Source organism: Mycobacterium sp. 1274756.6 (genome assembly GCF_001668625.1).
In the GTDB taxonomy this organism is placed as follows: Bacteria; Actinomycetota; Actinomycetes; order Mycobacteriales; family Mycobacteriaceae; genus Mycobacterium.
Map to the genome: position 1 here is coordinate 276,067 of NZ_LZLJ01000093.1, position 11,773 is coordinate 287,839.

Sequence of the window (11,773 nt, forward strand, 5' to 3'; positions counted from 1 at the left end):
GGGCTCAGCCTAGTCCGCGCGGCTCGTCGTCCGGACCGCCCCCGGGACGCATGTCGTCGGTGAACATCTCGTCCTCGGGGTCCGGCAGCGGTTCGTGCGGGACCGGCTCGGGGCGAGCGGGCTGGTCCTCGCCCGCGGCCGGGTCCGGCGCCGCGGCGGGCTCGGCGAATTCCTCGTAGTCGCCCGCGGGCTCGGTGAATTCCTCGGCGCCGGCGGGTTCTTCGGGGTCCGGCCGGTCGGGCGGCTCCTCGGCCGGTGCGGGTGCCGGCGCGGCCGGCTGCGGTCTGGGCGCTCGGGTGATCCGCACCCCGCCGGCGACCACGACGGTGGCCAGCCCGACCACCCCGAACCAGAACAGCACCGCCAGCGCCAGCGCGGTCTCGTCGACGCCGACGGCCCCGAAGTTGCCCAGCTGCCCGCCGGCGGCGTAGCCGAGCAGCATCATCGTCGCGGCGGACAGCAGCACCGCGACCAGCAGCTGCGCCAGCGCCGGGCCGGGCGGCAGGATCCGGCGCGCGCACTGCTGGCCCAACGCCACCCCGGAGGTCGCCCCGATGATCAGCAGCGCCACCCAGACCGGACCCAGCGGCGGGCTGGGCGCGGCCGCCAGGATCGGCAGCGCCGGGATGTCGCCGCCGAACACGGTGAACGAGCTGAACGTCGCGAAACCGATGTGCGCGCTCGACCCGACCGCCACCGCGGCGGTGCCCACGATCACGTTGGGGGCGTAGAGCACCGCGAGCACGGTGAGGCTGAGCTGGCCGAACAGCGAGTCGGTGATGGTGTACAGCTCGTGCATCGTCGACCAGTGCACGACCAGCGAGACGGTGGTGACCACGCCGGACAGGCCCAGCAGGGTCAGCACGCCCGCGGTGGCGCCGCGCAGCGAACCGAGCAGCCAGGCCGGCAGCCGGGCGGCGGCGAGCAGCCGCCGGCCCACCCGCGAGCCGATCCCGAGCGCGGCGCCGATCGCGTGCACCACCAGCACACTGCTGAACGCCCGCAAGGCGTTGGGGGTCTGCAGTTCGGTGATCACCGAGGCGGCGTCATGGATCACCGCCAGCGCGATCGCGGCGATGAGCAGCGGTCCGCCCACCGCCGACGCCGCGATCCACCGGGTGACCAGCCACGATCCCTGCGGCGCGGTGGCCTGCGCGGTGGTGCGGGCCACGCCCCAGATCATCAGCGCCGTGGGCAGCAGCGGCAGCACGCCGAGCTGGCTGCCACCGATGGTGATCGGCACCAGGTGCACGCCGAGCCACATGCTGGCGATCGCCCCCAGCGCACCGGTCATGTCGCTGTTGGCGATCAGCAACTGCAGCAGCGTGATCGCGGCGATGACGACCAGCGCGACCAGCGCCGGCCCGAACGCCACCCACACCAGGTCGCGGGCCTGGCGGGCGCCGACCGCCGGTCGCTGCGGCACCGGTCTCACCGCACGCGCATGGGCTCAGTGTGGGCGCGCACCCGCCCGGTCAGGACGGGGTCGGCCCGGAGCCCGACGAGGAGCCCTCGGAGCTGCCGCCGTTGTCCGGCCCGGTGCCGGAGGTCCCGCTGCCCGACGGCGAGCTGTACCCGGGGAAGCCGGTCGGCGGGGTCGAGGCGCCCTGATGCTGACCGGGCTGCGAGCTCGCGCCGTAACCGCCCGACTGCGACGGGTAGGAGGAGTGCAGCACCGTGTGCTGGTCGGCCAGGCCGGGCTGGGCGGGCTGCTGCGGCGCCTGGCCGAAGCCACCGGGCTGGCCGTGCTGACCCGGCTGACCCGGCTGACCCGGCTGACCGTAGTAGCCGCCGGCCGCGGGCCCGTACTGACCGTACGGCGCGTACTGGCCGTAGTTCGGCCGCGGGGCCGGGGCGCTGATCACGCCGGCGTCGAGCAGCACCGCCGCCACCGCGGCGCCCGCCTGCAGCAGGGTCAGCACCAGCGCCAGCCACAGGCCCCAGCCGACCGTCATGCCGTCGGATTTGGTGAGGACGTCGGAGATGACCCCGAGCAGGCCCACCACGGCCAGCACCGCCACGATCGGGCTGTAGTTCTTCGCCTTGGGGATCAGCGCGACGGCGGCCAGCAGACCGGCGGCGAGCGCGATCATGATCTCCAGGCTGGCGCCGGAGGTGCTGCTCACACCCGAGTAGGGCCCTTCGATCTCCAGCATCGGCCCGAAGCTGGCCAGGTAGGTCAGCAGGCCGAGCACCGCCACGGCCGCGCCGAGGATCAGCGGCAGCTTGCTCTCCCCGCTGCCGGGGGTGGTGAAGCCTGCGGCCGGGGAAGCCGGAGCCGGGCTTCCATAGCCGCCAGGAGGCTGCGCGGGCGGGTAGCCGGGGTTTCCGGGCGGGTAGGTCATGGTCTCTCCTGTGGTTGGCGTACCGTGACGGCGCCGCAGCACCGCGACGCGGATCCGGTGTCCCACGCTAGCGCACACCGGGGCGCCCCCGGCACAGCAACCGGGGTGTTGCCGGCGATCGCGTCGAGGTGGCCGGGGCGGCCCACACTTGCCACCCCGGCAGGAACACGTTCTAATTCGAGCCATGGATTACGGGCTTGTGTTGTTCACCAGTGACCGCGGCATCACCCCGGCGGCGGCCGCGAAACTCGCCGAGGACCACGGCTTCACCACGTTCTATGTGCCCGAACACACCCACATCCCGGTCAAGCGCCAGGCCGCCCACCCCACCACCGGCGACGAGTCGCTGCCCGACGACCGCTACATGCGCACCCTGGACCCGTGGGTGAGCCTGGCCACCGCCGCGGCCATCACCTCCCGGATCCGGCTGTCGACGGCGGTGGCGCTGCCGGTGGAGCACGATCCGATCTCGCTGGCCAAAACGATCGCCACCCTCGACCACCTGTCCGGGGGGCGGGTCAGCGTCGGCGTCGGATTCGGCTGGAACACCGACGAACTCGCCGACCACGGCGTGCCGCCGGGCCGCAGGCGCACGATGCTGCGGGAGTACCTGGAGGCGATGCGGGCGCTGTGGACCCAGGAGGAGGCCGAATACGACGGTGAGTTCGTCAGTTTCGGGCCGAGCTGGGCATGGCCGAAGCCGGTGCAGGCAAAGGTTCCGGTGCTGGTCGGCGCGGCCGGCACCGAGAAGAACTTCAAGTGGATCACCCGCAGCGCCGACGGCTGGATCACCACCCCGCGCGACTTCGACATCGACGCGCCGGTGAAGCTGCTGCAGGACGCCTGGGCGGCGGCCGGTCGCGACGGCGCGCCGCAGATCGTGGCGCTGGATTTCAAGCCCGACGCCGAGAAGCTGGCCCGTTGGAAGGATCTCGGGGTCACCGAGGTGCTGTTCGGGCTGCCGGATCGCAGCGAGGCGGAGGTGGCGGGCTACGTCGAGCGGCTGGCCGGCAAGCTCGCCGCCGGCTAGTTCGACCTGCGTCAGGCCAGGCTGAACCGGTTGCCGTAGTCCAGCGCGCGGACCGTGATCGGGGCGCCCAGCGGTTCACCGTCGGACAGCAGCGCCACCGCGTCGTCGTCTTCGCTGGTGGCCAGAAACCGGCTGCCGTCGAGCAACCGGCCGATGACGATGCCGGTGCGGGTCGGCCAGTCGTAGCGCACGCTGTAGGTCTCGATGGTCGCCGGGCCCGCCGCGGTCTCGGTGACCGGCACCGTCGGCGCCGCATCGGCCTGCCGTTGCAGGTCGGCGCTGCGGCCGGGCCGCCACGACGCCGGGGTCGCCGAGTACACCCCGACGGAGTATTTGCTCATCATGCCGCCGTTGGCGCCGACCAGCAGGAACCGGCCCGGGTCGGTGCGGGCCGCGGTGATCGCCTCGGCGATGGCGTGCATCGAGTAGTTGTTGCCGGCCCCGCCGAAAAACGGCAGGCCTCCGGTCAGGGTGAGCCCGCGCGGGTCGTCGGCGCGCAGACCGAACGCGTCGGTGATGTTGAAGACCGGGACCGGGAAACAGCTGTAGAGGTCCAGTCCGCCCACCTCGTCGAGGCCGATGCCGGCCATCGCGAGGGCTTCGGTGACCGCGGTGACCGCGGCGGGACTGCGGCCCAGGTCGGGGCGCTCCAGCAGCTGCTGCTCGCGCAGGTCGGCGTGGCCGTGCAGATACACCCAGCGGTCTTCGTCGACGCCGAGCCGGCGGGCGGCCGCCACCGACATCAGCAGCGTCGCCGCGCCCTGGTTCACCTGATCGCGGGCCACCAGCAGCCGCGGGTAGGGGTCGCAGATCATCCGGTTGTCGGTGCTGACCGTGGTCAGCTCGTCGACGCTGCGTCGCACCGGCGCGGCCGACAGCGGCTTGTCCGCGGCGATCGTGGTGAACGGCGCGAACAGCTCCCCCATCGCCTGCAGGTAGGCGGCCGGGCTCAGCCCCAGCCGGGCCCGGCGGGCGTTCTCCAGCAACCCGTACTGCACCGGCGCCCCGGTCAGGCCGTGGCTGACGGTGTAGCGGTCGACGAACTCCTCCAGCCCGAACCCGCGGTCCTCGAGCTGACCGTCGAGGGTCTCGGAAAAGTCGGGCTTGTCCTCGGCGTCGCGCAGATGGCGGGTGGTCGAGGTGGCATCCGACCCGCAGAGCAGCACCACCTCGGCGGCGCCCGCGGCGATGCCGGCCGCGAACTCGCTGACCAGTTGCTGCGGGCCCTGTCCGCCGACCTTGTCCAGCACCGCCCGGGCCGGGTCGGCGCCGAGCCGGGCGGTGACCGACCGCGGGAAGTTGTTGGACTTCCCCAGCGGCGCCGGGGCCTGCGGGATCGAGTTATCAAACTGGCGGGTGGCGACGACGGTGTCGATCGCCGCGGCGACCGCGGCCGGGTCCGCGCCGCAGTCGGCCAGCGCCGCCCGTGCGGCGGCGGCGGCCAACTCGACCGGGGACATGGCCCGGTAGCCGGGGTCGTCGATGCGTTCGGCGGCCTGCCCCACCCCGACGACGACCGGCGTGCGCGCGTCGATGCCCATGAGCCGGCCGCCCGGGGTTACAGGCTCTGCAGGATCTGGCGGGCCAGCTCGGCGGTCGCCGAGGGGGTCTTGCCGACCTTGACCCCGGCGGCCTCCAGCGCTTCCTGCTTGGCGGCCGCGGTGCCCGACGAGCCGGAGACGATCGCCCCGGCGTGGCCCATGGTCTTGCCCTCCGGCGCGGTGAAGCCGGCGACGTAGCCGACCACCGGCTTGGTGACGTTGGCCTTGATGTAGTCGGCGGCGCGCTCCTCGGCGTCCCCGCCGATCTCACCGATCATCACGATGACCTTGGTGTCGGGGTCCTTCTCGAAGGCCTCGATCGCGTCGATGTGGGTGGTGCCGATGACCGGGTCCCCGCCGATGCCGACGGCGGTGGAGAACCCGAAGTCGCGCAGCTCGTACATCATCTGGTAGGTCAGGGTGCCCGACTTGGAGACCAGGCCCACCGGGCCGGAGCCGGTGATGTTGGCCGGGGTGATGCCGACCAGGCACTCGCCGGGGGTGATGATGCCCGGGCAGTTGGGGCCGACGATGCGGGTCTTGTCGCCCTTCTCGGTGTTGTAGGCCCAGGCGTAGGCGGTGTCCTGCACCGGGATGCCCTCGGTGATGACCACCAGCAGCGGGATCTCGGCGTCGATGGCCTCGATCATCGCGTCCTTGGAGAACTTCGGCGGCACGAAGGCGATCGACACGTCGGCGCCGGTCTTCTCCATGGCCTCGGCGACGCTGCCGAACACCGGCAGCTCGACGTCCTTGCCGTCCTTGTCCTGGTGCGCCACGGTGGTGCCGGCCTTGCGGGCGTTGACCCCGCCGACGATCTGGGTGCCGGCGGCCAGCATCCGGGCGGTGTGCTTGGTGGCCTCGCTACCGGTGATGCCCTGAACGATGACCTTGCTGTCCTTGTTGACGAAGATCGACATCGACTACGCGTCCTTTCCGGAGAAGGCCAGTTCGGCGGCCTTGGCGGCGGCTTCGTCCATCGTTCCCACCAGCGTCACCAGCGGGTGGTTGGCTTCGGTGAGGATCCGGCGGCCCTCGTCGACGTTGTTGCCGTCGAGGCGGACCACCAGCGGCTTGGTGGCGGCGTCGCCGAGGATCTCCAGGGCCTTGACGATGCCGGTGGCCACCGCGTCGCAGGCGGTGATCCCGCCGAACACGTTGACGAACACGCTTTTGACCTGCGCGTCGCCGAGGATGACGTCGAGCCCGGCGGCCATGACCTCCGCGGAGGCCCCGCCGCCGATGTCGAGGAAGTTGGCCGGTTTCACCCCGCCGTGCTTCTCCCCGGCGTAGGCGGTGACGTCCAGGGTGGACATGACCAGCCCGGCGCCGTTGCCGATGATGCCGACCTCACCGTCGAGCTTGACGTAGTTGAGGTCGTGCTCCTTGGCCTTGAGTTCCAGCGGGTCGGTGGCGTCGCGGTCCTCGAACTCGGCGTGGCCGGGCTGGCGGAAGTCGGCGTTGGCGTCGAGGGTGACCTTGCCGTCCAGCGCCAGGATCTGGTCGTCCGGGGTGCGCACCAGCGGGTTGACCTCGACCAGGGTGGCGTCCTCGGCGACGAAGACCTCCCAGAGCTTCTGGATGGTCACCGCGGCGGCGTCGAGCACCTCGGCGGGCAGGTGGCCCTGCTCGGCGATCGAGCGGGCGAACGCCAGGTCCACTCCCTTGACCGCGTCGACGGGCACCTTGGCCAGCCGGTCGGGTTTGGTGGCGGCGACCTCTTCGATCTCCACGCCGCCCTCGACCGAGCACATGGCCAGGTAGGTGCGGTTGGCCCGGTCCAGCAGGAAGGAGATGTAGTACTCCTCGGCGATGTCACTGGCCTCGGCCACCAGCAGCTTCTTGACGACGTGGCCCTTGATGTCCAGGCCGAGGATGTTCTGCGCGTGGGTCAGCGCGTCCTCGGGGGTGGCGGCGTACTTCACGCCGCCGGCCTTGCCCCGGCCGCCGGTCTTGACCTGCGCTTTGACCATCACCGGGCGGCCGATCTCCTCGGCGATCGCCTTGGCGTCCTCGACCGAGTCGGTCACCCGCCCCGGGGTGGTGGGCACGTTGTGCTTGGCGAACAGTTCCTTCGCCTGGTACTCGAATAGATCCATGGCCTCACTCTGTACTGGCTGGCTGACGTCGACGGCTCCAGGGGGTCAGGCCCGAGGGAACTCGCCCGGGGGAACTGTAGCGACCCGACCGGCGGGTTCCATCGCCGCCTCCCACCGCTGTGGTGCATCTCACCTGGACCGTGTGGCGGATATCACCGGAACCTAAACGTGATCCGCGCCACATTCACCCGTGGATGTGGACCCCGGCTTGCCAGTCTCGCGTCGGCGTCGCTACTCTCTCCTGGGCTTGAGATAACGGTACGGTTACAGACCAGAGGGAAGTTTCCGGGTGACGCAGCATCGCAGCGAGCAGTCGGCTTTTTCAGAGGCTTCGCGGCGGTTGCGCGACCGGTTTTCCGGCCCCGTCGGCAACGACGTCACCGACATCATCCCGATCGACGACTTCCTCGAGGGCCTCGAGGCGCTCGCCGAACTCGAGTTCCTCTCCGCACACGTCGATGCCTTTCTCGAGGAAGCCGGTCCCGAGGAAGCCCGACCCGATGACGCCGGGGTCGAGGACCCGGACGCCACGGCCGTGCTCGAGGCGCCCGAACTCGACGATCTGCACAGCGCCGAGGACCCGTCCCCGCTGGAGCTGACCTTCGGTGCGGACCGGCAGCCGCGCCGCGGAGCGCACCGCAAGGCCACCGCCGGGCCGGTGCGCGGCCGCATCCTGATCGGCGCGATGGCCGTGGGCGCGGTCGCCGCCGCCGCGCACAGCACCACCGGAAAGGCCGACGAGACGACGTCCCAGCAGCCCATGCTGGTCGCCGAGCAGGCGCCGTTGGCCCACCCGGCCGAGGCGCCGGCGCCGCGCGGCATGCAGGTGATCACCGTCAAGCCGGCCGCGACGTTCGCGGTGCACGACGAGGAGTTCGCCAAGGGAGTGGCCTACGCGCAGGAGCGCGCCGAACGCGAAGCCCGGCTGCAGCGCCCGCTGTTCGTCGCGCCGACCACCGGGATCTTCACCTCCAGCTTCGGCTACCGCTGGGGTTCGCTGCATGCCGGTATCGACATCGCCAACTCGATCGGCACCCCGATCGTGGCGGCCTCCGACGGGGTGGTCATCGAGGCCGGACCGGCCGCCGGGTACGGCGCCCTGGTCAAGGTGCGCCACAGCGACGGCACCGTCACCCTCTACGGCCACGTCAACACCTGGACGGTCAGCGTCGGTGACCGGGTGATGGCCGGTGACCAGATCGCCACCATGGGCAACCGGGGTTTCTCCACCGGGCCGCACTGCCACTTCGAGGTGCTGCTCAACGGCACCAGCCGGGTGGACCCGCTGCCGTGGCTGGCCCAGCGCGGCATCAACATCGGCAACTTCGCCGGCTGACCCGGCCCCGGCCGTCCGGCCGGCCGATCCGGTGACTACGCCCCTCCCCCACCTCCTGCTAGCGTCATAAAGATGGACCCTGACCCACCCTCGGCCAGCAGCCGAACCGCGCTGCTGGCCGGCTGGCTGAGCATCCTCACGGGTGCGTTCCTTCTGTTCAGCAGCCTGCTGCTGCTGGCCTTCCAACTGCTCTGGGTGTTGCTACCGGCGTCGACGAACGAATCGGCCGGCCCCCTTCCGATCGGCGCGCTGGTGCTGCTGGCCGCCTCCGCACTGGCCTGCTGCCTGCTGGTCGGCGGGATTCTGCTGCTGCGCCGGCATGCGGCCGGGCTGTGGATCATCGTGGGGGCCAACGTGGTCGCGATCGCCGCGAGCGTGGTCGCGGTGCTCGCCGACCCGATGCGCTCCCGCGACGTGGCGTTGCTGGTGGTGCCCGCCACGATCACGGTGCTGGCGCTGATGCCCTCCACCCGGTCCTGGCTGCACCCGAGCCTCTCGCGGCGCTGAGCCCCCCGGCGGCTACAGCTTCGTGATCGGGGCGTGGTTGTGCATCAGCTTGACGCGCCCGGCGCTGCCGAAGTCGATCAGCGACATCGCCGACTCACCGATCCCGGAGACCTCCTCGACCCGGCCCAGCCCGTACTTGTCGTGGCTGACCCGGTCGCCGGGCTGCAGCGCCAGCGGCGGACGCCGGTTGGCCGGCCGCGTCGGCGCGGGCCTGCGCTCGGGTCCGAATCCGCTGACCGGCGCGCTGAACGCCGGTGCGGTGTCAAGGCGGCGCCAGTCGATGAGTTCGTCGGGGATCTCCTGGAGGAAACGGGATTCGGGGTTGAGCATCGGCTGACCCCACGAGGAGCGGATTTTGGCCCGGCTGACGTACAGGCGCTGCCGCGCGCGGGTGATCCCGACGTAGGCCAGCCGCCGCTCCTCGGCCAGCTCGGCGACGTCGCCCAGCGCCCGCATGTGCGGGAACATGCCGTCTTCCCAGCCGGTGACGAAAACCACCGGGAACTCAAGGCCTTTGGCGGTGTGCAGCGTCATCAGCGTGACCACCCCCGAGTCGTGTTCGGGGATGTCGTCGGTGTCGCTGACCAGCGACACCCGTTCCAGGAACTCGGCGAGCGCTCCGGTCTCCGGCGTGTCGTCGTCTTCACTGGCGGGGTTCTCGCCGGCGACGTCCGCACCGGCAGCGGCCTCCGCCGCGAGGGCCGCGCGGTTCTCCCGGTCAGTGCTGAATTCGTGAGCGACGCTGACCAATTCGTTGAGGTTGTCCAGCCGGGCCAGATCCTGCGGGTCGTGGGAGGACTCCAGTTCGGCGCGGTAGCCGGTGCGGTCCAGCACCGCCTCCACCAGTTCGCCCAGCCCCTCGTCGAGGCCGGCACGCAGCCCGTCGAGCAGGTCGACGAAGCCGCTGATCGCCTTGACCGCACGGGTGTTCAGCGGCGGCACCGTACCGTCGGCGGCGGCCCGCAGCGCTTCGGCGAAACCGATCCCGGTGTTCTCCGCGTGCACCGCCACGCACGCCTCGGCCCGCTCCCCGATGCCGCGCCGCGGGGTGTTGAGGATGCGCCGCAGGCTCACGGTGTCCGCCGGGTTGTCCAGCACCCGCAGGTAGGCGACGAGGTCGCGGATCTCCTTGCGCTCGTAGAACCGGACGCCGCCGACGACCTTGTAGGGGATGCCGGTGCGGATGAACACCTCTTCGAGCGCCCGCGAGGCGTTGTTGGTGCGGTAGAACACCGCGACGTCGTTGTAGGTGATGTCGCCGCCGTCGGCCAGCGCGTCGATCTCGGCGGCGACGAAGCGGGCCTCGTCGTGCTCGTTGTCGGCGACGTAGCCCACGATCGGCTCGCCTTCGCCGGCGTCGGTCCACAGCCGTTTCTCCCGGCGCCCCGCATTGCGGGCGATCACCGCGTTGGCCGCCGACAGGATCGTCTGGGTGGAGCGGTAGTTCTGTTCCAGCAGGATGGTCGTCGCGTCGGGGTAGTCGCGCTCGAAGTCCTCGATGTTGCGGATCGTGGCGCCGCGGAAGGCGTAGATCGACTGGTCGGCGTCGCCGACCACGCACAGTTCGGCCGGCGGCATCTCCTGCTGGCCGTGGCCGGTGAGTTCGCGCACCAGCACGTACTGGGCGTGGTTGGTGTCCTGGTACTCGTCGACCAGGATGTGCCGGAACCGGCGCCGGTAATACTGGGCGACCTGCGGGAACGCCTGCAGCAACCCGACGGTCTCGCCGATCAGGTCGTCGAAGTCCAGCGCGTTGGCCGCCCGCAGGCGCCGCTGGTATTCGGCGTACACCGCGGCGACGGTGCGGGCCAGCTCGTCGGCGTCCTCGGTGAGATCGGCCAGCGCCCGATCCGGGTCGATCAGCTCGTTCTTCAGGTTCGAGATCGCGTTGGCCAGCAGTCGCGGCGTGTACCGCTTGACGTCGAGGCCCATGTCGCGGGCGACCATCAGCAGCAGCCGGCGGGAGTCGTCGGCGTCGTAGATGGAGAAGTTGGAGTTCAGCCCCGGGATCAGCGCGGCCTGGCTGCGCAGGATGCGCACGCAGGTGGAGTGGAACGTCGACACCCACATCGACATCGCCCGCGGCCCGATCAGCTGCACCACGCGTTCGCGCATCTCGGCGGCGGCCTTGTTGGTGAACGTGATCGCCAGGACCTGCCCCACCCCGACATCGCGGGCCGCCAGCAGGTAGGCGATCCGGCGGGTCAGCACCGCGGTCTTGCCCGAGCCCGCCCCGGCGACGATCAACAGCGGGGTGCCCTCGTGCAGCACCGCCCGTCGTTGCTGCGGGTTGAGCGCCTCCAGTAGGGCGGTGGGACCGGAAGCCGGGTGAAGTCCTGGGTCGGCGTGCACACTCATGTCCAGACCAACCTACCGCCGCCGGTGGACAGGTTTTGCGCTGGCACAGCCCGGGTGGCACACTCGATTCGTGCTCGACGTGCAGCTGCGATTTTTCTACCCGCCCGCTTCGGCGGTACCGGTGGTGTAGCTGTCTTTTGAGCCCCGCGGTCCGCCACGCAGATCCGGGGTTCGCCTGTTGTGTGAGGCCGGAGTGCAGATGAGACCAGAACCCGCCGAGAACACTCAGAGTACGGAGTCGAACCCCATGAGCACCGAAACCGAAACCCAGGCCGATGCGGCGACCGAGCAGTCGCCCACCATCGACGAGTTGCGCCACGAAATCGACCGGCTCGACGCCGAGATCCTCGCCGCGGTCAAGCGGCGCACCGAGGTGGCGCAGGCCATCGGCAAGGCCCGGATGGCCTCCGGGGGCACCCGGCTGGTGCACAGCCGGGAGATGAAGGTCATCGAGCGCTACAGCGAGCTCGGCCCCGACGGCAAGGACCTGGCGATGCTGCTGCTGCGGTTCGGGCGCGGCCGGCTCGGTCACTGACGCGGGGGTTGCCGGTCGGCGG

10 protein-coding genes are annotated in these 11,773 nt (G+C 71.1%); 4 read left to right on the forward strand and 6 right to left on the reverse strand.

What is annotated here, in order from left to right; genetic code table 11:
• Positions 1-4 precede the first annotated feature (4 nt).
• Together A5643_RS15995 and A5643_RS16000 are read right to left on the reverse strand one after the other, a co-directional pair.
• Positions 5-1,426 carry a cell division protein PerM gene (locus A5643_RS15995; protein WP_066857692.1) on the reverse strand — a complete coding sequence of 474 codons (1,422 nt, stop codon included), beginning with the start codon at positions 1,424-1,426 and terminating at the stop codon, positions 5-7.
• A 49-nt stretch (positions 1,427-1,475) separates the two neighbouring features.
• Positions 1,476-2,345 carry a DUF5336 domain-containing protein gene (locus tag A5643_RS16000; RefSeq protein WP_066857695.1) on the reverse strand — a complete coding sequence of 290 codons (870 nt, stop codon included), beginning with the start codon at positions 2,343-2,345 and terminating at the stop codon, positions 1,476-1,478.
• A 184-nt stretch (positions 2,346-2,529) separates the two neighbouring features.
• Here A5643_RS16000 and A5643_RS16005 point away from each other — a divergent pair, with 184 nt between their 5' ends.
• Positions 2,530-3,375, forward strand: a complete 846-nt coding sequence (locus A5643_RS16005; RefSeq protein ID WP_066857698.1) for an LLM class F420-dependent oxidoreductase — start codon at positions 2,530-2,532, stop codon at positions 3,373-3,375.
• A gap of 11 nt (positions 3,376-3,386) precedes the next feature.
• Here A5643_RS16005 and A5643_RS16010 read toward each other — a convergent pair whose 3' ends face one another.
• Genes A5643_RS16010 through sucC form a run of 3 tightly spaced genes read right to left on the reverse strand, consistent with a single transcriptional unit; the run spans position 3,387 to position 7,015 of the window.
• Positions 3,387-4,916, reverse strand: coding sequence for an acetyl-CoA acetyltransferase (locus tag A5643_RS16010; protein ID WP_066857701.1), 1,530 nt, complete (start codon positions 4,914-4,916; stop codon positions 3,387-3,389).
• 17 nt (positions 4,917-4,933) lie between these two features.
• Positions 4,934-5,836 (reverse strand): succinate--CoA ligase subunit alpha, encoded by a 903-nt coding sequence (gene sucD / locus A5643_RS16015; protein ID WP_066857704.1) that lies wholly within the window; start codon positions 5,834-5,836, stop codon positions 4,934-4,936.
• 3 nt (positions 5,837-5,839) lie between these two features.
• Positions 5,840-7,015 (reverse strand): ADP-forming succinate--CoA ligase subunit beta, encoded by a 1,176-nt coding sequence (sucC, locus tag A5643_RS16020; protein WP_066857707.1) that lies wholly within the window; start codon positions 7,013-7,015, stop codon positions 5,840-5,842.
• A 289-nt stretch (positions 7,016-7,304) separates the two neighbouring features.
• Between sucC and A5643_RS16025 the strand changes: the two genes are divergently transcribed.
• The gene (locus tag A5643_RS16025) at positions 7,305-8,351 is read left to right on the forward strand and encodes a M23 family metallopeptidase (RefSeq protein WP_066857710.1); all 1,047 of its coding nucleotides are present in this window, start codon (positions 7,305-7,307) and stop codon (positions 8,349-8,351) included.
• 72 nt (positions 8,352-8,423) lie between these two features.
• Positions 8,424-8,858: a hypothetical protein gene (locus tag A5643_RS16030; RefSeq protein ID WP_066857713.1), complete on the forward strand. Its 435-nt coding sequence runs from the start codon at positions 8,424-8,426 to the stop codon at positions 8,856-8,858.
• A 12-nt stretch (positions 8,859-8,870) separates the two neighbouring features.
• Here the strand turns inward: A5643_RS16030 and pcrA are convergent, their stop codons facing one another.
• Positions 8,871-11,216 carry a DNA helicase PcrA gene (pcrA, locus tag A5643_RS16035; protein ID WP_066857716.1) on the reverse strand — a complete coding sequence of 782 codons (2,346 nt, stop codon included), beginning with the start codon at positions 11,214-11,216 and terminating at the stop codon, positions 8,871-8,873.
• Between the two features lie 199 nt (positions 11,217-11,415).
• On the opposite strand from pcrA, the gene A5643_RS16040 reads away from it, so the two are divergent.
• Positions 11,416-11,751: a chorismate mutase gene (locus A5643_RS16040; RefSeq protein WP_082948997.1), complete on the forward strand. Its 336-nt coding sequence runs from the start codon at positions 11,416-11,418 to the stop codon at positions 11,749-11,751.
• Positions 11,752-11,773: the final 22 nt, after the last annotated feature.

Excerpts from the sequence above, each read along its gene's own strand:
- A5643_RS16000 (WP_066857695.1), bottom strand. The coding sequence starts at position 2,345 with ATGACCTACCCGCCCGGAAACCCCGGCTACCCGCCCGCGCAGCCTCCT.
- A5643_RS16005 (WP_066857698.1), top strand. The coding sequence starts at position 2,530 with ATGGATTACGGGCTTGTGTTGTTCACCAGTGACCGCGGCATCACCCCG.
- A5643_RS16010 (WP_066857701.1), bottom strand. The coding sequence starts at position 4,916 with ATGGGCATCGACGCGCGCACGCCGGTCGTCGTCGGGGTGGGGCAGGCC.
- sucD (WP_066857704.1), bottom strand. The coding sequence starts at position 5,836 with ATGTCGATCTTCGTCAACAAGGACAGCAAGGTCATCGTTCAGGGCATC.
- sucC (WP_066857707.1), bottom strand. The coding sequence starts at position 7,015 with ATGGATCTATTCGAGTACCAGGCGAAGGAACTGTTCGCCAAGCACAAC.
- A5643_RS16030 (WP_066857713.1), top strand. The coding sequence starts at position 8,424 with ATGGACCCTGACCCACCCTCGGCCAGCAGCCGAACCGCGCTGCTGGCC.
- pcrA (WP_066857716.1), bottom strand. The coding sequence starts at position 11,216 with ATGAGTGTGCACGCCGACCCAGGACTTCACCCGGCTTCCGGTCCCACC.
- A5643_RS16040 (WP_082948997.1), top strand. The coding sequence starts at position 11,416 with ATGAGACCAGAACCCGCCGAGAACACTCAGAGTACGGAGTCGAACCCC.